This is a genomic window from Roseibium sp. MMSF_3544, from assembly GCF_030732845.1.
GTDB lineage: Bacteria > Pseudomonadota > Alphaproteobacteria > Rhizobiales > Stappiaceae > Roseibium.
Window position 1 is genome coordinate 186019 of the sequence record NZ_JASHKA010000007.1, and the last position, 20848, is coordinate 206866.

Genomic DNA, 20848 nt, shown 5'->3' on the forward strand with positions numbered 1-20848 from the left:
GACAGAGCTACCCGCTCGACCGTTGCAAAGTGGCTGTCATAGCCGCTGCTGAAATCAGAAAACCGCCACCAACCTTGTTGACCAGACGAAGAAGCGACGGGCTTCTGAGTTTTTGGCCGACTGCTGCTGCGGCAAGTGCATAGACGGCTGCGTTCAGGATGCCAAGAACAACGAATGTCGACCCGAGCAAGACAAGCTGCGGAGCCACAGCGGCCTGCGGCGCAATGAAATGCGGCAGGAAGGCCATGAAGAAGACAATGCCCTTGGGATTGAGCGACGTCACGACATAGGCGTGCCAAAATATTTTCTTGGCGGGAATGTCGTCCATCTGTTGCACGTCGAGCCTTCCCGGACGACTGCGCCACATCTTTATTCCAAGCCAGACCAGATAGGCCGCCCCGACCCATTTCAGCACTGTAAACGCCGTTGCCGAAGCCGCCAGGATGGCCCCGAGGCCCAAAAGGGAAGCCGTGGCGGCGGTCGCGTCTCCAAGACCGACGCCCATGACGCTCGCAAAGGCGGACTTGCGCCCTTGAGTCAGCGCGTAGCTGACGACCAGCATGATCGTTGGTCCTGGAATTGCGAGCACGATCAGCGTTGCAATCACATAGGCCGTATAGAGTTCAAGCGTCATTCGGATGGCTCGACAAAAGAAGATCATTCATTAATGCTTGCCGGCAGTGATCCATAAAAAGAGTCTTGCCGCAAGAGGGTGAAACACGGATGCTGAAAATCGCGCTGCCGAGTGTTTTCGTTTTGGCGATCGGCATGGCGCTTTCCGTTCCTTCGATTGCTGAAGAGCCGGTCCCAGCGCCCAAGCCGCTGCAGGTCCCTGGCAACACGCGCTTTGTTGAAGGTGTCGATGTTCCGCTGCGCAAGCCGGTGCCTGAAAAGGCAGCTAAAGCCTCCGCGAAGCAGGAAAGAGTGGAAAAGGCGGCCTGCGACCTTGCAGGCGCGGTCTTTGAGATCAGGACTCCGATTTCAGGTGAACAGTCCGGCGATGCCGGCTGCGGTATTGAGGAGCCGGTTGCCGTAACGGCGATCGAAACAGGCGCCGAACGCGTGAATTTCAGAGGCACCGTCACGATCTCCTGCGATTTCGCAAAAATCGTGACAGACTGGGTGCGCTCCGACGTCCTTTCCATTTCCGAAAAACACTTCGACGCAAGAATCGAGACAATCGCGACCGGGCCCGGGTATCAGTGCCGAAGAAGGAACAACCAGCCGGACGGCAAATTGTCAGAGCATGCGCTGGGCAAGGCAATCGACATTTCAGGGTTTCGGCTGAGCGACGGTACCTTTGTTTCTGTCGAAAAGGACTGGGGCAAGGATACGAAGAAAGGCCGGTTTCTGAAGACGATCCACGCCAGCGCGTGCAAGCGGTTCACCACGGTTCTCAGTCCGGAAGGCGACGCTTTTCACCAGTCCCACCTGCATCTCGATATCGGCTGTCATGGCAAGGATTGCACCTATTTGATCTGCCAGTGAGAGCTGTCTCAGTAGATCTGAAAGTGGATGTGGTCATCGTGGCGGGCAGCAAAGCACCCCTGGAACCTGACCTTGCCAAATCCGACTTGCAAAGTGTCACGCAGGTGAGGTTCAAGAAACACCTTCTCGACACGCGCGTCTCTTGCGAGCCAAGTGACAGCGGATTTCGTTCGAAGCCGGTCCAATTGGTAGTCAGGCCATAGTGGCTGTAGCCATCGCAAGTTCCATCGCATTGTCTTCCAGGTGTCCCAACAGGAGGTGGGTCCGTCTTCGAAATCAAAATAGCCAATTGGGGACGCTGTTTGACCGGGCAGGTAACCCGTCTCGTCCTGATAGTAGAATGCAAGGTCAAGTTTTCGTCCGTCGTCGTGGGACAGATGCGGCAAAAGGGGAAACCCGTCGAAAAACGGGAAACTGCCATCCAACGCAAGCGTCACGGTTCCAGGGTGCTGCCGAGACATGTGATCTGCCAAATCGTGCACGACGGTTCGCAGCTCGGGTGAGACATAGTTTCTGTTGAGCACACAATAGAGACCGGATTGCATTCTGAGTGTGTCTCCGGTCCAGCAGGACAGTGGCACACGCCCGAACATCGGGGCGACTTGCACGGTCACAACTGTCAAGACTGCGTACACCAGAACAAAGGCAATCAACCTTCGCCTTGCAAAGAGCGAGAGTAACCAGGCGATGCCCCCAACCTGGGTGAGTAGGGTCAGAACGGAAAAAATTGAGGCGTGCAGCAGCAACCGGCGCATGCCTACCTTAAGGCGTTTCAGTTTTCACTTGTCAACGTGCAGTCGTTTTTGCGGGTTTTCTGCATACCGGCCGCCAAACAAGAAAGCGGCAACAGGCTGGAAGTCAGTTGGGCTGACGGGTTGCCTGTTGCCGGAAGTTTCGGGACGAGCTCGGAAAGTTATTGGCAGAAACGCTGTTCGCCCCGGTAGGTGGTGTAGGTGCCGGTCGAGGGATTGAAGGACCGGAATTTGTTCGAACAGTACTGGTACCAGGCAGGGCTCCAGGGCTGGTAGCCGACGGCGCCGTGCACCCGGCCGGGATAGGGAGCCGGCGGGTAATAATTTGGCGGCGGCGGAGCGGCATAGGTTGGCTGGCTGGTCGCACCGAGCAGGATTGCGCCCGCTGCCAGACCGATGACACCGGCGGCGACGGCAGCGCCCAGGTTGTCGTTTTTCTTGTGACGCTTTTGATTGTGGTAGTGGTGATGATGGTGATGCTGTTTCCCCTTCCACCCGCGCTTCGGACCGGCTTCGGCCGTGGCGATGGTCGGCACGATCAGGGCGCCGGAAAGGGCAGCTGCAAGCAGTCGTTTGCTCAAATTCTTCATCGGTTTCGTCTCCAGGTACCCGCGCCTCTTTCCGGCGCCGTGGCTGATGCTGCAAACTTCGCACAAGCGCCCTGAACCGGTTCTGAGATGCTCGTTCATCTGACGTTCAGATTTCTGCTGCGGATACATTTGCCAGAAAAGTCGGCGATCTGTCTTAAGGGTCATGTCCCCGGTAACGGAGCTCGGCGATCAAAAAAGAGAGCGCGATGGGAACCGCCCAACAGGCCCGGGAGCGACCGTTTGGTTCAGCTCAGGTGACGCCAGGCTGGTGGTCCAGGCGTCACCTGAGAGGGCCGGATGCTCGTGATTTTTTGAGCAGCGTTGCATTGTCTTCCGGCCGGTTTCCGAAATTCTCGTTGAGGGCGCGCGCCACGGGCGGCCACAGTGCCTTTCAGGGTAGGTACGGATTCCTCATCCGAGGTAACCCATTGTGGTTCAGGGGCAATTGCAGGCACTGTGACCATACTGGCGACTTAGTAACGGTCGGCGCAGGTTCCGTTCAGGTGGTAGATCGAGCATCCCGGGGCATAAGGCTGGTAGCCGCCCGGACCGCTGACCTGTCCCGGATAGGGCGCCGGCTGATAAGGCGCTGCCGGGTAGTGAGCCGGCGGATAGGGCGCCGGCGGGTAGTAGTTTACCGGCGGCGGGCCGGCGTAGCGCGGCTGATTGGCGGCACCGAGCAGGATTGCACCTGCGGCAAGACCGATCACACCGGCAGCAACAGCGGCGCCTGCATTGTTGTTCTTTTTGTAGCGCTTGTGATTGTAGTGGTGGTGATGATGGTGGTGCTGCTGGCCTTTCCAGCCATGCCTGGGGCCTGCTTCGGCTGTGGCGATTGTCGGCACGATCAGGGCGCCGGACAAGGCGACGGCAAGTAGGCGTTTGCTCAAAGTCTTCATCGGTTTCATCTCCAACTGCCCGCGCCTTTTTTCCTGGCGCCGTAACTGATGATGCGACAATCGCACAAGCGCCCTGAACCGGTTCTGAGATGGCCGTTCATCTTGCGTTCAGGTTTGTGCTGTGGTGTTTTTTGGCCCGGAGGGGGAGTTCGGCACGTAGTGCCAGCGCAGGAGATCACCCGTGGAACCAGGCAACGACACCGGCAAAGAACCCAAGTCCGTCATACGTCCGACGGACGATCAGGCGCGCCGGATGGCCAAGACCCTGATCAGGACCGCCCGTTTCGGTGCCCTCGCAGCAATCGAGGCCGGGACCGGGCACCCGCTTGCCAGCCGTGTCGCGGTCGCGACGGATCTCGACGGAACACCGCTCATCCTGACAAGCACCCTGTCCGGTCACACCTCGGCAATACTGGAGACGCCCGCCTGTTCGCTGCTGGTCGGGGAGCCCGGAAAAGGCGATCCGCTGGCGCATCCCAGAATTTCGCTTTTTTGCAACGCCGCCAGAATCGCACGAGATAGCGATGCTCACCAGCGGGCCCGACGGCGCTATTTGCTTCGGCACCCGAAGGCTTCGCTTTACGCAGATTTCGGAGATTTTGCATTTTTTCGGCTGGAACTTGAGCGCGCCAGCCTGAACGGCGGTTTCGGCAAGGCCTTTGAATTGCAACAGCCGGATCTGCTGACCGATCTGGGTGATGCGAAGGGCTGGGAGGCGATGGAAGGTGGTGCCGTTGCGCATATGAATGAAGACCACGGCGATGCGATCAAATTGTACGCCGAAGTGCTTTGCAAGGCTGATACCGCGAATTGGAACCTTGCCGGTCTCGATCCGGAAGGACTGGATCTGGTTGCGGGAGACAGGATCGAACGGCTCTGGTTTGCCGAACCCCTTGAAGCGCCCAGCGATGTCCGCCCGGTTCTGGTGGATCTTGCTAAAGAGGCGCGTCGCACCTGATCGAACCAGCAAGCGCTGGGGACGAAATATGTCGCCTTGCAAATCTTGCCCGTGCCACCACCATCGGTTAGAACAAGCCTCCTTTTTCAATCAGGACGACTGAATTGCCTACGCTCTGACCGGTCTTTGTATCCGCTTGTCACTCCAGTGTGCGACCCACCCTTGAGTGCGATCTGACTTGTTCGTCATGCGGCGGATCGGGACCGGTGTGGCTTGGCCCTGCCGTATTGCACGTCCGATACGCCTTCAATTCAAATTTTCACAAAAGCCAGACCGAGCGCCTTCGGCCCTTTTGCCGTGGCATCCCGACTGACCGTTGACGGACTTCCTTTAGAAGGAAGACCGACGGAATGTCCTCTTTTTTGCATGTTGAATGGACCGTGCGCACGGTAGAAACGCCGCGCGTCAAGCGCCCATGCGGACGCTGTGGCCATGTTCAACCTTTTTCGTCCACCGGGAAATTCAGGCTGAATGCCAATGGCAACCGCCTCGATGCCTGGCTGATTTATGTCTGCGCCAAATGCGGGAACCGCTGGAACCGCCCGTTCTTTGAACGGCGCGCGCGCCAGTCGATTTCCGACGATTTGCTTCAATCGCTGCAAACCAACGATCCTGCCCTCGCCAGGAAGGTTGCCGTTGATCTGCCAACAGCCTCCACCGGGCTGGCGGCTGACACAGACATGGCTTTTTCGATCGAAAAGAAGCTTTTAGGCCTTTCTGTCGAAAGCGATGCCCCACTCAGTCTGACACTCCTGAATCCCGGTGCGTGCCGCGTCCGTTTGGACCGGGTTCTTGCCGAAGGCCTGAACCTCTCACGGCGCCTTATCCACCAACTGGCAGATGATGGCGTGATCCTGTTGATCGATGGCTCCAAAAAGGCTCTGAAAAAACCACTTCGTCACAAGATGCGCGTCAATTTCAGCTTTGAGCCAAGCGCTGTTCCGGACCTGAGACACAGGCTTTTCGGGTTGGTGCATCCGCTCGAATGAGCGGTCTCAACCTGTCTGGTGACCGGAACGTTTGCGTTCCGGTCACATCCGTCCCAATGTGGCGCTAGGGTCCGTATCCTGAAGTTTTCAGGGCGGCACCAGGTTCGCTGTACGCTTTATGCCGAACCCCAGCCTCCGGCTGTCGGGGTGATCACCGTCACCGCTTCTCCCGGTTCCAGCACTGTCTGATCACAGCCCTCCAGCACCTCCACGGCTCCGGTCAAACGGCGCACCTCAGTCTTGCCGAGTTCGCCGTCTTCTCCGCCTTGCATCCCTTTCGGCCTGATCGTCCGGTGGGATGACAGGATGGCGCAATCCATTTTTTCCAGGAACCGCAGTGTCCGGCGCGTGCCGTTGCCGGCCGACCATTTGCCACGCCCGCCGGACTTTTTCCTGATATGGAAATCCTCCAGGAGGACCGGAAAACGGAACTCCAGCACTTCGGGATCCGTGAGACGGGAATTCGTCATGTGCGTGTGGACGCCATCGGTACCGTTGAACCCGGGTCCGGCCGGCGAGCCAGAGCAAATGGTCTCATAGTACTGGTAGGTGTCATTGCCGAAGGTGAGATTGTTCATCGTCCCCTGTGCGTTCGCCATGGCTCCAAGGGCTGCGAAGACCGCATTCGTGACGTGCTGCGAAGTTTCCACGTTCCCCGCGACAACGGCTGCCGGATAGGAGGGACGCAGCATGCAATCGTCCGGAATGTTGATGTGGATTGGCTTGAGACAGCCGGCGTTCATCGGGATGTCGCCGTTCACCATCACGCGGAAGCAATACAGGATGGCCGCTCGGGTTACCGGTTCCGGTGCGTTGAAGTTGTTGAGTTTTACCGGAGACGTACCGGTGAAGTCGACGGTTGCTTCCCGCTTGTCCTTGTCGACCGTAATCTTGACCTTGATCACCGAGCCCTGATCCGTGGGGTATTCGTACTCGCTGTCCTTCAGGGCCTCGATGACCCGGCGGACGCTTTCCTCCGCATTGTCCTGAACGTGGCCCATATAGGCCTGAACCACGTCCAGCCCGAAATGCGCCACCATTTTCTTCAGTTCCTGAATGCCCTTTTCGTTGGCGGCAATCTGGGCCGAGAGGTCGGCGACGTTCTGGTGCGGGTTTCTGGCCGGGTAGGGGTGGTTGGTCAGAAGATCGATCAGCTCCTGCTCGCAGAACCGGCCCTGATCGACGATCTTGAAATTGTCGAAGAGGACACCTTCCTCATCCACATTGGTTGCGCGCGGGGTCATGGAACCGGGCGCGGAGCCCCCGACATCGGCATGGTGCCCCCGCGACGCGGACCAGAACAGAATGTCCTTGCCCTCGTCATCGAAGACAGGCGAGACAACGGTGATGTCCGGCAGGTGCGTGCCGCCATTGTAAGGCGCGTTCAGCGCAAAGACATCACCCGGTTTGATCTTGCCCGTGTTCAGCTTGATGATGGTTTCGACCGACCGGTCCATGGAACCGAGATGCACGGGCATGTGCGGCGCGTTGGCGACCAGCGCTCCGTCCGCATTGAAGACGGCACAGGAGAAATCGAGGCGTTCCTTGATGTTGACCGAATAGGCGGTGTTTTGCAGGGTGACACCCATCTGTTCGGCGATCGACATGAACAGGTTGTTGAAGACTTCCAGCATCACCGGATCGGCGTGCGTGCCGATGGCGTCCGCGCGTTTCAGTGGCACGATCCGGTGCAGTACCACATGATCCTTCGCGTTAATCTCAGCCTGCCACCCGTCTTCAACGGCAATGGTTGCGTGAGATTCGATAATCACCGCCGGACCAGCGACCTTCATTCCGGGCTTCAGCGTTTCGCGCCGATAGATATGCGCGTCGTGCCAGACACCTTCCGAATAGATCCGTGTTGTTGTCGCGGGCGCAGCGCCTTCGGAGGACAGGTTTAGGTCGGGCTCAACAAGACCGGCGCCGCCGCCCGCACTTTCCACTTCCAGGGCTTCCACAACAATCGGTTTATTGTCATAGGCGAAGCCGAATTGCTTTTTGTGGGCTTCCTCAAACGCCTTGCGCATCGCGTCGACACTGCCGAGGTGCACCGGAAGAGGCGTGTCTGTGCCATCGTAGCGCAAATGAGCTGTTGCGGTTGTCCGGCGCTCAACTGCGGCAATTGCCTGCCGGTCGAGTTCAGCTTCGGTGACGGCAGCCAATTGATCGCGAAGCGCCAGCAACTCCGGCATGAGGCTTTCGCTCAAGACTTTGACCACGGCCTGTTGCCGGTCTGCGCGAATGTCAGCGAGCCCCATACCGTAGGCTGACAGTATGCCAGAAAAGGGGTGCAGGATGACGGTTTTCATGCCGAGACTGTCCGCAACGCGGCAACCCGTCTGCCCGCCGGCGCCGCCGAAGCAGGTCAGCGCATATTCTGTCACGTCGTAGCCGCGCTGAACCGAGATCTTCTTGATGGCATTTGCCATGTTCTCAACGGCGATCTTGAGGAAACCGTCAGCGACTTCCTCTGGCGAACGGCCATCGCCGATTTCATTGGCAAGGTCGGCAAATTTTTGCCGGACAACGTCGCCGTCCAGCGGCTGGTCCTGGTTCGGGCCGAAGATTTTGGGAAAGAACTCCGGTGCGAGTTTTCCCGTCATCAGATTGGCATCTGTCACAGTAAGGGGACCGCCGCGGCGGTAACAGGCCGGCCCGGGATTCGCTCCGGCAGAGTCCGGACCAGCCTGAAAGCGACCATCCGTATAGTGCAGGATCGAACCACCGCCTGCTGCAACGGTATGGATCATCATCATCGGCGCGCGCATGCGCACTCCGGCTACTTCGGTCTCAAAGGCGCGCTCGTATTCGCCGTCATAATGGCAGACATCGGTGGACGTGCCGCCCATGTCGAAGCCGATGATCTTGTCAAAGCCGGCCATGCGCGAGGTTTCCACCGCACCGACAACGCCGCCGGCCGGGCCCGAGAGGATCGCGTCCTTTCCCTGGAAAAGATCGGCAGCCGTCAGACCGCCCGACGATTGCATGAACATCAGCCTTGGACCTTCACCGAGTTCTTCCTGAACCTGATCGACATAACGGCGCAGGATCGGGGAGAGATAGGCATCCACCACAGTTGTGTCGCCGCGCCCGACCAGTTTCATGAGCGGTGAAACTTCGTGAGAGACGGAAATCTGCGGAAAGCCGATGTCCTCGGCAATTGTTTTCAAAACCTGTTCGTGTGCCGGAAAGGCATAGGCGTGCATCATGACGATGGCGATGGACCGGATGCCGTTGTCCCAGGCTTCCTGCATCTGTCTGCGTGCGTCTGTCTCATCGACCGTCAGTTCCACCGTTCCGTCGGCACGCACGCGCTCGGAAATCTCGTGAACACTTTCGTACAGCAGCTCGGGCTTGATGATTTCCTTGGCAAAAATTTTGGGGCGGGCCTGGTAGCCGATTTCGAGTGCGTCGCGAAAACCTTTCGTGATGAACAGGGCTGTCCGTTCCCCCTTGCGCTCAAGGAGCGCGTTGGTCGCAACGGTCGTTCCCATCTTCACCGTCGCGATTTTTTCAGACGGAATTGGCGCGCCGCTTTCCAGGCCAAGGATCTCGCGTATTCCCTGGATGGCGGCATCGCGATAGGCCTCGGGGTTTTCAGACAGGACCTTATGTGCATGCAGCGTACCGTCGGGCGCGCGCCCGACAATGTCGGTAAATGTGCCGCCGCGGTCGACCCAAAAATCCCACCTGGATGTCATGTTCAATCCCTCAGATTTGCCGATCAAAAGATATGACCCGGTCGCACACGAGCGAACCTTGCAAGGTCATTCTCAAACTACATTGACATTTTATCGATAAATTGTCGATGAAAAATTCAAAGAAACTGTTTGGGCGAACTCAATGCTGAGGAACTGAATGTAACCTTTCAATTTCAGATGCGGTCTGGAACTGACAGAGACATTTGAGACAAAACAGGTTTTTGAGAGGGGCGGTGCATGGGTTTTCTGGTATTGCAGTTTGTCGTGATACCCGCCGTTCTTTTCCTTGCCGCCTATTTCACGACGGCGTTGGATCGCACTCTCAACAGGTTGGCGTTTTTCGTTCGACTTCTGATCCTGCTGGCGGCCGGCACGGCGCTCGTCTTCGTTGTGGCCAATCAGCCGGACGAAGGCTTTGCCGGTGTCCTCATCGTGCTGCTGGGCGGTCTCGTGATCGGTTTTTTCAATATGCGATTTCAGATCATGCGGCTTCAGGATGTGGGCTGTTCGCGGTTCTTGGCCCATTTGGCCTATGTACCACTCGTCAACCTCGTATTTGTTCTGGTCCTGCTCTTTGTGCCGGGCAGGCCGAAACTGACGCCGGACGTGTTTTCATAAACGGTACCGGTTGGTGTGTCTGGAGCTGCGCTATGAAAATACCCTTATTTCGGCGCCGGACCGGACTTTAGAAGCGTGAGGCCGCTTGCACCCCAGCCAAATCTCTGGATTGCGGGAGGGACGCTCTCTGTCGCGGATGCCTGTCTTGCATCATCTGTTTCCCGCCCGCTGAGGTGAGCGAGCAACAACCATGTGTTTCCGGTTTCAGGAACGTATGAGAGATGCGGTACCGCGTCGACGCTTTCGACGGCCTCGAACTGGTTTTCGCCGCGCAGGTAATAGGAAAGGACGGGTTCGGCAAAACCCTTGTAAAGGACAAGCCGATCGTTCGGTTCCCGGTTCTCCAGATAATAGGCAGCAACCTCCCGCCACTCCGGCCTGATCTTCTCGGTAAGGGTAAATTTCAGCTGCGGATAGGTGAGAACCAGCGCCACACCGAACAGCGCAAGTGGCGCTAAACGCGGAAAGCCAAAACCGGCGCCAAGCGCTGCCAGCAAAAGCAATCCCGGCCAGGCCGCGATCAGATACCGGTCGAACAGGATCGGCTGGACAAGAATTGAATAGAAATAGGCGAGCAATGCCGGACCGAGCGTATAGGCGACGCAAATCACCACCGACTGCCTTGCTTCTACTGAATTGTCGCCGTGATGAGGCCGTTTGAGAAGCGTTGACACGACCCCGACGACGGCGAGGCCCACAAGCACCCAGAAGAGCACGAGAGATCCCGACAGCGTGAAGGCGGTCGTGCGCAGGAACGTCAGGTCAGGGAAGGCGATCCAGAAACCTTCGTTGGCAACGGACCTTGCGCGTCCGGCAAGAATGACGAGCCAAGGTGCAAACAAAACAACGCTTGCGGCCATCGCAAGACAAGCCACCAGCGCGCTGGACCGCAGTCGCTTCTCCGGATCGAGGACATCCTTGAGTGCAAATGCCGCGCAAGCCGAACCAACACATGCAAACCCGAAAAGGGCATAGACGTGGCTGTATAAGAACAACGCCCCGCTGAGCGCCAAAAGCACCACCCAGATCGCCGACGGCTTTTTCAAGACTTTCAGCGCAGCCAAGAGAAACGCGAGGCCGCAGGCCGCGAGAAGCGCGTACATTCGGGCTTCTGTCGAGTACCAGATGTGAAACGGCGAAAATGTGAGCAGGGCCGCTGCCAGCAGCCCGGTCGTCTTGTCGCGCAGGTGGCGCCCAATCAGATAAACGAGCCAGACGGACAGAACACCCAGAAGAGCAGACGGCAGACGCAGTGCTGTTTCACTGTCACCGATCAGCGGCATGGTCTGCCACAGCACAACATTATGAAGCGGCGGGTAATTGTCCGCGGCAACGGAGGCAAGCAGGTCTGCAAAGGACCCATTGGACTGGCTCCACGAAACGGCCTCGTCGTACCAGAGACTGGTTCTCGCCAGATCTTGAAAACGGATTGCAGCTGCAACGGCCAATATGATCAGGAGAAGAACGCTCGCGGCCAGATCCGAAATGTACTGTTTGTCTGCCGGTCGCACGCAGCCGTGTCCTCTTGAGATTGAGAGGGCTGAACGCTAGCCAATCCGGCGGCCGGTGAAAAGATTATCTTTGTCAGGGGATTTTGAGCCCGCACATTTGCCGCTAAGCTCTTGAAGCCGTTTTGAAGATACTGAGTCTGAGGTTTTCCGCTTGTCCGATAAGTCCGAACCCAAATCATCTGCAGGGTCAGAGACCAGCATTGGGCCCGTCGTGTCTGCAGCCCATCTCGCCTCCGGTGCCATGCCGGCGTTGTCGGAAGTCGAGTTTGCCGTCACCATGATGGTCAATGCCTATCATCGGTGGATGGTCAGGTGCATGGCAGCCAGCGGATCGGAGGGGCTGAGCCCCCTCGATGTGATCGTCTTGCACAGCGTGAACCACCGAGGCCGCGCCAAGACGCTTTCGGACATCTGCCTGGTGCTGAACATCGAAGACACCTACACGGTGACCTATTCGATGAAGAAGCTGGAACGGGCCAAATTGATCAAGTCCGGACGCCGGGGAAAAGAGAAAACAGCCGAGATAACCGCCGCAGGTGAGACGGCCTGCATGGAATACAAGAAGTTGCGCGAGGCCCTTCTGGTTGAGCCCATGAAAGCGCTGGGCCTCGATGAAACCGAACTCTCACGGCTTGCTGCTACCCTGCGTCTCGTTTCCGGAAACTACGATCAGGCTGCGCGCGCCGCCGCAGCCATGTGAAATTTGGGCGCCTGCACTGCAGGTTCTTGCGTTGTATACTGCAAAAATTCTTGTAGGATCGAAATATGAAGGAACAAACAGCCATTGCCGCACTTGGCGCACTCGCACAGGAAGACCGGCTTGCGGCGTTCAGGCTTCTTGTAAGCCAGGGCCCGCAAGGGTTGCCCTCGGGTGTCATCGCAGACAGGCTTGATGTGCAGCCAACGCGCATGTCCTTTCACCTCACCACGCTGGAACGGGCGGGGTTATTGACGGCGCAAAGGGAAGGGCGGCTCATCCGATATGCCGTTGACTATGGCCAGATGAGACATCTGCTGAAGTTCCTGATGGAAGATTGCTGTGGCAGCAACCCTGTCATCTGCGGGTTATCCGCAAACGATATGACACATTCTCCCAACACATTGCAGGACACGAAATGAGCATTACGATCTATCACAATCCCAAATGCGGCACGTCCCGGAACACTTTGGCGATGATCCGCGAGGCCGGTGTCGAGCCTGAGGTCATTGAGTATCTCAAGACACCGCCAAACCGGGAAAAGCTGGTCGATCTGATCGAACGCATGGGGATCTCTGTACGTGATCTTCTACGCCAGAAGGGAACGCCCTATGACGAGTTGGGACTCGGCGAGGACAAATGGACAGACGACCAGCTTATCGATTTCATGATGGAGCACCCGATCCTGATCAACCGGCCGATCGTCGTCAGCGAAAAGGGTGTCCGTCTGTGCCGGCCGTCGGAAAAAGTGATGGATCTGCTACCCGCCGATATCGGCTCGTTCACGAAGGAAGACGGTGAAGTCGTATCGTCCAGCAAGGCGTAACCCGGCGCGGCTCCTCATGGAAACAGACCTGAACTGGTGATGGTTGGCGACTGCCGGCGCCCGGCAAAGGTTTTCTGCGAGCAGGTTTTTCCGGACGTGGCGGCTCCACGCGCGATTGTGTTCAGCCCGAAGTCCGCGCTTGGGGAATGACGACAAACTTGTTTCGCCTGACCCTGATCGGGGTCAGGTCATCGTCGCGCCAACGGCACGCGATCAGACGGTCGCGGCTTCGTTGCTGTCCTGGCTGGCAGAGGTTTCCGGTGTCGCGAGCGTCGCGACCTGAGCAAGTTCCGGTGACAGCGAAATCTTTGGTGCTTCCAAAGCTGCTTTCTTCTTTTGCGGAAACCACAAGCCGCCATCTTTGTTGTGCGGAAAGACCGGATAGTCTGCTTCATGCTGGGCAACGGAGGCCGGTTTTCCGAACATGTACCCCTGGACGAGATCGCAGCCCGCAGCACTCAAAAGCACGGCCTGATTTTCCGTCTCGACGCCTTCGGCCGTAATCGTGACATTCAGTGAACGCCCGAGACCCACGATCGACGTGACGATTGCGTCCGTACTGGTGTCCTTGCCGAGATTTTGCACGAAGGCCTGATCAATCTTGATCTTGTCGAAGGGGAACAGGCTGAGATAGCTGAGCGAGGAATACCCTGTCCCGAAATCGTCCATGGCGATCGAAACGCCCATTTCATGGATTTGCCGCAAGGTTTCGATGACAGCGTCAGTGTTCGAGATAAGCAGGCTCTCGGTGATTTCGATTTCCAGGCGGCGCGGGTCCAGCCCGGAGTTGAGCAGGGCCTGGGCAACACGTTTTTGCGTTTCGCCGGCGATGAACTGGGCTGCGGAAATGTTGACCGCAACGCGACGGCTCTGATCGTTCCACAGCATTGCTTCGCGGCATGCGTGGTTCAGCACCCACGTGCCGATTTCGTCGATCAGGCCGCAGTCTTCCGCGATTGGAATGAACAGATCCGGTCTGATCTCGCCCTTGCTCGGATGCTCCCACCGCACGAGCGCTTCATATCCCTTCAGCGTACCGTCACGCAGGGCATATTGCGGCTGATACACCAGCTTGAACTGGTCCAGCTTGAGCGCTTTGACCAGTCCGTTTTCCACTTCCTTGCGCTTTTGTGCTTCCGCATCCAGCCCTGGCGTGTACCAGGCAAATGTGGAACGGCCGCTGTGTTTGGCGTGATAAAGGGCCAGATCGGCGCAATGCAGCAACCTGGAGACACGCCAGGACCCATCTGTGGCGCGCGCAATTCCGATCGAGAGCGAAAGCTTGATTTCCCGTCCATCGATTATGCAAGGCTCCGACGTCGCGGTAATCATGTCCGTCGCCAGACGGGTCATGCGTGCAGGATCAGAAACGGATTCCAAGAGGACGGCAAACTCGTCACCGGACAACCGGGCGACAAGGTGTTTGTGAAAGACGGTTTGCAGGCGTTCGCCGACGATCTGGAGGAAGACGTCACCAATGCCGTGGCCGTGGGTGTCGTTGATTTCCTTGAACTTGTCGACGTCGATCAGCATGACACCGACATTGGACGCTTTTGCCTGGGCGTGGCGCAGTGCACCTGCCAGACGCGCATTGAAGACCGCCCGGTTCGGGAGCCCTGTCAGCGTGTCATGATGGGCGAGATATTCGATATTGCTGTTGGTTCTGACCTGATCGTAGTACCGCATCCAGAGAAGGATGGCAGCAAAGGCGAACGAGATCAGGCACAAGGCTCCGATGGTTGCGCTGATCGACCATATCAATCCGGCCAGGCTTGCCAGAATGGCGGACTGGTCGACCAGAAGCACCAGGCTGGGCGCCAACGCACTGGATTGCGCGGGTTTGAAGACGACGACGGCGTTGTTTCCGAAAGAGCCGTACCAGGTCATATCCGGAATGACTGCAAGTGAACGTTTCGAATTGAAAGCCGACCAGGCCCGGTTCAGCGTTCGTACAGAGCGAAGCTCGTTTTTCGAAAGCCAGTCGATTTGTGCAAACGCAGGAAGTTGCGGATTGCTGGCGATCGCGGCCTTCGGGTAAACCAGCGCCGTTTCCACAATTTCCGAGTTGGCGGCTTCCCGTTGCAGACTGCGCTGCAACCTTTCCAGTTGGGCCGCCGAGATCGGCTGATTGGCCGGTGCCGCATCAGTACGGGTCAGACGCAAGCCTTGAAGGTTGGTGGACGTCGGGGCGGATCCTTCGACAGCCGACGTGGCCAGTATTTCCTGAACGCTTGCTTGCTGAAGGCTGTACTCCTGTTCCAGCCCGCGCATCAAAAGCCAATCGGTGAGCATTCGATTGCTCACATAGACTCCAAGCGCCAGCGTAAGGACCAGCGACATGGATACGAAAAATATGACAATGTTGCTTCTTACGAGTGGGTGCGCCATTCGGCTCGTTACCATTCTTCGAACACGTGTGATTCAATCCTAAGCAGAAAGTCTTTAACCATCATGAATCATTGAGCATTGTCTTCGTGAGGGTTTGATCTACGCGAAAGCAGGATATTTGGCCGCTGTTACAGAGCCGATATTTCAGGAGCGTTTGTTTCGTTTCACCTCCCTCCTGAGGGGCGGCCTCATACACGATTTTGATTTGACGGTTGAAACGACGGCAGCTTGTAAAGACGCGTGTGAAGAGTTGGCTTATTGGCCCGTTGAAGCGCCTTGGCGCTGCTTGGGGCGGCGACCTGCCGTCCCTCGGATCTGGCCGGGTTGACCGTCTTACGCGCCGCGAAGGACTTGAAAACGAAACACAATTCCCACCTCATCGCTTCTCGCATCTGGCAAAAACGATCCGAACAAAACCAGCTTCATTTCTCAGTCCGTACTCTGGTCAAATCCGGCGGCTGCCGATAAGAGTGAAACGGGAAATTTGATTCGTCCGGTCAATTGCGAATGAACCAGACCGGTCTTCGAGTCCAACGGGAGCTTGTTGGTGAGCGTCTGGAGCAGTATCGGCAGTATCGTGAGTGCGATCGGAACCGGCGGCGCTCAAGTTGTCGACAGGCTGGTACAGCTGGTTCTTGCGCGTCCCGAGGGAACCAGCAGCGTCGGCTTCACCGTTGCAATGATCGCGCTGTCGGCAAAGATGGCAAAGGCAGACGGTGTCGTCACCACGGACGAGATAATTGCGTTTCGGGAACTTTTTGAAGTGCCGCCCAAGGAGGAGCGCAACGTTACGCGGCTTTTCAATCTTGCCCAGGAAGATGTCGCCGGTTTTGAGGTCTATGCCAAAAAGCTCGCCGATCTGTTTCCGTATGATCGCAAGACATTGCTCGATATCCTTGATGGCCTGTTTCACATTGCAAAGGCTGACGGTGTCGTTCACGAGAGTGAAGTCGGCTATCTGGCCAAAGTCGCCGAGGTTTTTGGTCTGGACGACCGCGAGTTCGCGAAAGTGCTCGCCCGGCATGTCCGCAGCGACGGCAATCCCTACGAAGTGCTCGGGCTCGGCCCGGAATCCAGTGACGCGGATCTGAAGGCGCACTATCGGCGCGAAGTTCAGGAAACCCATCCCGACCGGTTGATCGCGCGAGGGGTGCCGGAAGAATTTGTCCGGATCGCGAATGATCGTCTTGCCGCCTTGAACGAGGCCTGGGCAAAGATTTGCGCGGAAAGAGGCATATGAGCGTTGCAACCGATACAAGCGTGGACGCACGCGTACATCCGTCGCACAATCACGGCGAGCGTGCGCAAGGCGCGCCGATCGACATGATCATATTGCACTACACCGGCATGCAGACGGCGGAAACAGCGCTTCAAAGATTGTGTGATCCGCGTGCAGAGGTTTCTGCCCATTACCTGGTGCACGAGGATGGCACCATCTTGCAATGTGTTCCCGAGGCAAGACGGGCCTGGCATGCCGGCAACAGTTTCTGGAAGGGGGAAACCGACGTTAATTCGAGGTCGATCGGGATTGAAATTGTCAATCCCGGCCATGAATTCGGATACAGACCGTTTCCGGACGAACAGATCGAGGCCGTCATCCGGCTCGGGCTGGACATTTGCCGTCGACACGATATCCATCCCTGGATGGTGCTTGCTCACTCCGATATCGCACCTGGACGAAAGGAAGACCCGGGCGAGTTGTTTCCCTGGAACCGTCTTGCCGACGCCGGTGTCGGGCTTTCCGTCGAAGCCTATCCTATCGTTGCCGGGCTGCTGATGCAGGAGGGGGACAGCGGGCAGCCGGTTGAAGCCCTTCAGTCCATGCTCGCTCTTTATGGCTACAACGTCGATATCAACGGTCACTTCGACGAGAAGACGCGCGACGTGGTCACGGCTTTCCAGCGTCATTTCAGGCAGGAAAAAGTGGATGGGGTCGCCGACCATTCGACGATCGAGACACTGAACACGCTTCTTCGGCAACTGCCCTCCTTTTCCACCTGATCGCTTTTCTCTTGGCAAGAGCGGTCTAGGAGGCTGCCGAGCGTTCCGCGATTTCTCGGTCGTTTGGAGCACTCTCAAGATGTGAGTGCGCTGCAGCATTTTTCAAATCCTCAGGATCCATGCCTGTCACAGATCTTCTCCAGAAAGTCTGCGAGTCGCCGGAAACCGGGCACGATTTGGTCACAAACCCGCTGAGCCGACAAATTCGTGCCCGAATTGGTGGTAAAAAACTGTAAGAACTTGAAATAAATCGTGATTAGACAGCGCCAAATTTCGTCCAAACGGTCCTTCATTTCTCCGTCCCGACTTCAACCGCAATAAAACCAAAGGGCTGGACGGATGTTACGGTCACTCAACAAACTCACTGGGGCGCTTTGCCTTTTCGCCTTCGCAACTGCAGCAATTACGCCAACTGTCGTGGCGGCTGGGTCGGGTTCGGACCCGATCCTTCACATCATCGATCCGGAGAAAATGGCCAAGACGGCCGAAGCTCTGGAATCGCAGGACAAGGCAGGGACGGGCAAGAAACCTGTTCTGCACGTCCTTCGCAATGACGAAGAGACGTCGGGCAGCAAGGAAGCCAAAAAGGCGGCCACGAAACCAAAGTCGACAGCGAAGGCCACTTCGAAGGCCAAACCAAAAGCGACGACTAAAGTTACGAAAAAAGCGCCGGCCAAGAGCACGCAAGCTAAAAATATACCGGCCAAGAAGGAAGAATTTGCCAAGCTGATCCGCAAGGCGGCTTCCAAACACGGCGTTCCGATCAATATCGCAAAAGCGGTTGTCGAAGTGGAAAGCAACTTCAATCCGCGGGCGCGCGGGCGCGCCGGCGAAGTCGGTCTCATGCAGATCAAGCCGGCGACCGCACGTGGCATCGGCTATCGCGGATCCACAAAGGCGCTTTATGATCCGGAAACCAATATCGAATGGGGCATGAAATACCTGGCCGGGGCGCATGAGCGAGCAGGAGGCGATCTTTGCGGCACGATCCTGCGTTACAATGCCGGACACTACGCCAAACGGATGAATCCGATCAGCCGCCGTTACTGCAGCAAGGTCAAGCGGATCATGGCATCCAGCTGATTGCCTGGCAGGGCGGTCAGGCAAGACGTCAATTTCGACTGACCCTAGTATTCGTGGGCAAAGCGAAACCCCGCTGCCAAGGCAGCGGGGTTTTTTGTTGGTCCGGTAAGTTTTCAGGCGAACTTGCGTCGCGCCGCCGGTATCGATGCCGGGATAGGCGTTCCGTCCGGCACATCATAGGCATTGAAGGGTTGTCCGAGTGCGGTGGTAACCGGAACGACACCAGCCCAAAGATCCGTTCCCAGATCAATTTTGTCATCGACAGGTCCACCGGTGCGCACCTTTGTGCTCACGTGTTCCATGTCCATCTCAAGAACACCGGTTGCCTTGTGCTCCTTTTGTATCATCTCGCGGCATTCGTCCCAGCGACCGGGAAGCATGTGGTCGGTAATTGCCGCGAGTGCCATGATCTGCTCGTCGCGATCTTCAACCAACCGGGCCGTACCGTGCACGATGGCACACCGGTAGTTCATGGAATGGTGGAAGGCAGAGCGGGCGACAACGAGACCGTCGAGAAGCGTGACGGTCAGGCTCGCCGGGACACCCTTGGCATTGTCCTTGACGATCCGGGTTGTGCTGGCGCCGTGAATATAGAGTTTGTCCTCAACCCTGGCATAGACCATGGGGATCACCATCGGCCTGTCCTGGTGAATGAAGCCGCAATGCGCGACAAGGCCCGCGTCCAGGATTTCGTAAGCGAGGCCACGATCATAACTGCCCCGGTTCATTTGCCGGATTTTCGCATACCCTGGCAGGTCTGCCTCTTGACGTTTTTCCAAAGAGGACATGGCTTTCTCCAAGTGATTATTGGTCTTGTCAGCAAGTGTTTCCCTGATAAATTGGTTCAGTAAAAGATCCGGTTTTTAAAAAATGAAAGAACCAGTTGTCCCCGAAGGTATCCTGACGTTGGACAGATCGGGACATGTTCCCCTGTCTGAGCAGATCTACCGCTCGTTTCGAAGCGCGGTCCGTGGCGGCTTGATGCCTTCGGGGACCAGACTGCCGTCGACCCGACGGCTTGCCACGTCTCTCGGCGTTGCCAGAAACACCGTGAATGCAGCCTACGAGCTGCTTGAGGCAGAAGGCATAATTTCGGTCAAGGTGGGAGCGGCGTCGAGGATCACCGAAGGCTTGCCGCTTGAGGGCAGTCCGGGACGAAATGCGGAACCTCAGCACTCTCCGGGACTGTCCGGCCGCGGTCTGCAGATGTCGGAAAACGTGCGCGGCGAGGGGGCGGCGTCCCGCCACGGGGCGCTTCAACCGGGAGCCCCGGCGCTCGATTGCTTTCCTTATGAGGAGTGGGCGCGGTGCTTGCGCCGTGCTGCCAGAATGGAGCGCAGCTCCGATCTTCAATATCAGAACTACTCCGGAATTCCTGCCTTGAAGCAACAGCTTGCGGACCATCTTGCCGCCGAGCGAGGCGTTCGGGCCGAGCCGGAACAGATCCTCATCACAAGCTCCATGCAGGCGAGCCTGTCCCTCTTGTCACAGGCGCTCGCAGATCCGGGAGACGAAGCCTGGCTCGAGGAACCGGGTTACCTCGGCGCCAGAACAGCTTTTCGGGTCGCAGGTCTGCGCATTCGGCCTTTGCCAACGGATCAGCTGGGTGCGGATGTCACCAGACTGGCGAACACGGGTGTGGCGCCCAGGCTGATATACGTGACGCCGTCGCACCAGTATCCGCTGGGGGTTCGAATGCCGCTGGCGCGTCGATTGGCGTTGCTTGAAGCGACACGCCTCGCCGGTGCCGTGATCCTGGAAGATGATTACGACAGTGAATTCCTGTTTTCGGGGCGCCCGGTCGCTGCGCTTTACGGATTGGCGGAAGAAGGTCAGGTCATCTATCTCGGCACGTTTTCAAAAAGCCTGATGCCGGGGCTTCGGGTGGCTTACTGTGTTGTCCCAGCGGTTTTGGTCGATCCACTGATGCGAATGCTGCGCAACATGGGGTGTGCAGCCAATGTCCAGGCGCAGGCTGCACTCGCCCGGTTCATGGAAAGCGGCGCTTATCAGAAACACCTCAGGACCATCCGGAAAATCTATGAGGAGCGGGGTGCCCTGCTGGTTCGGAGCCTGACAGAGCGGCTTGGAAACCGGATCGAGGCCGAACCGCCGAATGGCAATGTTCAGGTTTCCGTGAAATTTCGCGGGCCTCTGAACGACATTGACGTTGCCAGAGCCATGCAGGAGCGCGGATTTTCCGTGTCGCCGCTCAGCAATTGTTATCTGGGGGAAAACAGCCTGTCTGGTCTGATCATCGGTTTTGCGGATGCGACGCCACAACAAATCGCCCAGGGGGTGAATGCCCTGGGCGCTATCCTGGATGAATTTCAGTCCTGACAAGCTG

The 20848-nt window shown here is 57.5% G+C and carries 19 protein-coding genes; 11 read left to right on the forward strand and 8 right to left on the reverse strand.

Annotated features, from left to right (window positions below; translation table 11 throughout):
- Nucleotides 1-7 precede the first annotated feature (7 nt).
- A complete protein-coding gene (locus RBB47_RS12495; protein ID WP_305986138.1) occupies nucleotides 8-634 on the reverse strand; it encodes a LysE family translocator in 627 nt (208 codons plus the stop codon).
- 89 nt (nucleotides 635-723) lie between these two features.
- Between RBB47_RS12495 and RBB47_RS12500 the strand changes: the two genes are divergently transcribed.
- Nucleotides 724-1488: an extensin family protein gene (locus RBB47_RS12500; RefSeq protein WP_305986139.1), complete on the forward strand. Its 765-nt coding sequence runs from the start codon at nucleotides 724-726 to the stop codon at nucleotides 1486-1488.
- An 8-nt stretch (nucleotides 1489-1496) separates the two neighbouring features.
- On the opposite strand, the gene RBB47_RS12505 is transcribed toward RBB47_RS12500, so the two are convergent.
- From RBB47_RS12505 to RBB47_RS12515, 3 genes are all read right to left on the reverse strand, one after another.
- Nucleotides 1497-2243 carry a hypothetical protein gene (locus RBB47_RS12505; protein ID WP_305986140.1) on the reverse strand — a complete coding sequence of 249 codons (747 nt, stop codon included), beginning with the start codon at nucleotides 2241-2243 and terminating at the stop codon, nucleotides 1497-1499.
- A 158-nt stretch (nucleotides 2244-2401) separates the two neighbouring features.
- A complete protein-coding gene (locus RBB47_RS12510; protein ID WP_305986141.1) occupies nucleotides 2402-2830 on the reverse strand; it encodes a BA14K family protein in 429 nt (142 codons plus the stop codon).
- A 473-nt stretch (nucleotides 2831-3303) separates the two neighbouring features.
- The gene (locus RBB47_RS12515; RefSeq protein WP_305986142.1) at nucleotides 3304-3729 is read right to left on the reverse strand and encodes a BA14K family protein; all 426 of its coding nucleotides are present in this window, start codon (nucleotides 3727-3729) and stop codon (nucleotides 3304-3306) included.
- Nucleotides 3730-3910: 181 nt separating this feature from the next.
- Here RBB47_RS12515 and RBB47_RS12520 point away from each other — a divergent pair, with 181 nt between their 5' ends.
- Together RBB47_RS12520 and RBB47_RS12525 are read left to right on the forward strand one after the other, a co-directional pair.
- Nucleotides 3911-4687, forward strand: coding sequence for a HugZ family protein (locus RBB47_RS12520; RefSeq protein ID WP_305986143.1), 777 nt, complete (start codon nucleotides 3911-3913; stop codon nucleotides 4685-4687).
- Between the two features lie 350 nt (nucleotides 4688-5037).
- Nucleotides 5038-5676: a DUF1062 domain-containing protein gene (locus RBB47_RS12525; protein WP_305986144.1), complete on the forward strand. Its 639-nt coding sequence runs from the start codon at nucleotides 5038-5040 to the stop codon at nucleotides 5674-5676.
- A 116-nt stretch (nucleotides 5677-5792) separates the two neighbouring features.
- Here the strand turns inward: RBB47_RS12525 and RBB47_RS12530 are convergent, their stop codons facing one another.
- Nucleotides 5793-9377 carry a hydantoinase B/oxoprolinase family protein gene (locus RBB47_RS12530; protein ID WP_305986145.1) on the reverse strand — a complete coding sequence of 1195 codons (3585 nt, stop codon included), beginning with the start codon at nucleotides 9375-9377 and terminating at the stop codon, nucleotides 5793-5795.
- A 237-nt stretch (nucleotides 9378-9614) separates the two neighbouring features.
- Between RBB47_RS12530 and RBB47_RS12535 the strand changes: the two genes are divergently transcribed.
- Nucleotides 9615-9995 (forward strand): hypothetical protein, encoded by a 381-nt coding sequence (locus tag RBB47_RS12535; RefSeq protein WP_305986146.1) that lies wholly within the window; start codon nucleotides 9615-9617, stop codon nucleotides 9993-9995.
- A 44-nt stretch (nucleotides 9996-10039) separates the two neighbouring features.
- On the opposite strand, the gene RBB47_RS12540 is transcribed toward RBB47_RS12535, so the two are convergent.
- Nucleotides 10040-11506: a glycosyltransferase family 39 protein gene (locus tag RBB47_RS12540; protein ID WP_305986147.1), complete on the reverse strand. Its 1467-nt coding sequence runs from the start codon at nucleotides 11504-11506 to the stop codon at nucleotides 10040-10042.
- 241 nt (nucleotides 11507-11747) lie between these two features.
- Between RBB47_RS12540 and RBB47_RS12545 the strand changes: the two genes are divergently transcribed.
- The 3 genes from RBB47_RS12545 (at nucleotide 11748) to arsC (ending at nucleotide 13029) form a co-directional block, all read left to right on the forward strand.
- The gene (locus RBB47_RS12545) at nucleotides 11748-12206 is read left to right on the forward strand and encodes a winged helix DNA-binding protein (protein WP_305986230.1); all 459 of its coding nucleotides are present in this window, start codon (nucleotides 11748-11750) and stop codon (nucleotides 12204-12206) included.
- A 65-nt stretch (nucleotides 12207-12271) separates the two neighbouring features.
- A complete protein-coding gene (locus RBB47_RS12550; RefSeq protein WP_305986148.1) occupies nucleotides 12272-12625 on the forward strand; it encodes a helix-turn-helix transcriptional regulator in 354 nt (117 codons plus the stop codon).
- On the forward strand, nucleotides 12622-13029 hold the full coding sequence (gene arsC, locus RBB47_RS12555) for an arsenate reductase (glutaredoxin) (protein ID WP_305986149.1): 408 nt from the start codon (nucleotides 12622-12624) through the stop codon (nucleotides 13027-13029). Before RBB47_RS12550 ends, arsC begins: the two co-directional genes overlap by 4 nt.
- 213 nt (nucleotides 13030-13242) lie before the next feature.
- Here arsC and RBB47_RS12560 read toward each other — a convergent pair whose 3' ends face one another.
- Complete coding sequence (locus RBB47_RS12560) at nucleotides 13243-15321, reverse strand: bifunctional diguanylate cyclase/phosphodiesterase (protein ID WP_305986150.1); 2079 nt, start codon at nucleotides 15319-15321, stop codon at nucleotides 13243-13245.
- 643 nt (nucleotides 15322-15964) lie between these two features.
- Between RBB47_RS12560 and RBB47_RS12565 the strand changes: the two genes are divergently transcribed.
- The 3 genes from RBB47_RS12565 (at nucleotide 15965) to RBB47_RS12575 (ending at nucleotide 18501) form a co-directional block, all read left to right on the forward strand.
- Nucleotides 15965-16657 (forward strand): DnaJ family molecular chaperone, encoded by a 693-nt coding sequence (locus RBB47_RS12565; RefSeq protein WP_305986151.1) that lies wholly within the window; start codon nucleotides 15965-15967, stop codon nucleotides 16655-16657.
- Entirely contained in the window at nucleotides 16654-17418 is a 765-nt protein-coding gene (locus RBB47_RS12570) for an N-acetylmuramoyl-L-alanine amidase (RefSeq protein WP_305986152.1), read from the forward strand. The genes RBB47_RS12565 and RBB47_RS12570 overlap by 4 nt, the downstream gene beginning before the upstream one ends.
- 471 nt (nucleotides 17419-17889) lie before the next feature.
- Entirely contained in the window at nucleotides 17890-18501 is a 612-nt protein-coding gene (locus RBB47_RS12575; RefSeq protein WP_371932780.1) for a lytic transglycosylase domain-containing protein, read from the forward strand.
- Nucleotides 18502-18614: 113 nt separating this feature from the next.
- Here the strand turns inward: RBB47_RS12575 and RBB47_RS12580 are convergent, their stop codons facing one another.
- On the reverse strand, nucleotides 18615-19289 hold the full coding sequence (locus tag RBB47_RS12580) for a pyridoxamine 5'-phosphate oxidase family protein (RefSeq protein ID WP_305986153.1): 675 nt from the start codon (nucleotides 19287-19289) through the stop codon (nucleotides 18615-18617).
- An 82-nt stretch (nucleotides 19290-19371) separates the two neighbouring features.
- On the opposite strand from RBB47_RS12580, the gene RBB47_RS12585 reads away from it, so the two are divergent.
- On the forward strand, nucleotides 19372-20841 hold the full coding sequence (locus tag RBB47_RS12585; protein ID WP_305986154.1) for a PLP-dependent aminotransferase family protein: 1470 nt from the start codon (nucleotides 19372-19374) through the stop codon (nucleotides 20839-20841).
- Nucleotides 20842-20848: the final 7 nt, after the last annotated feature.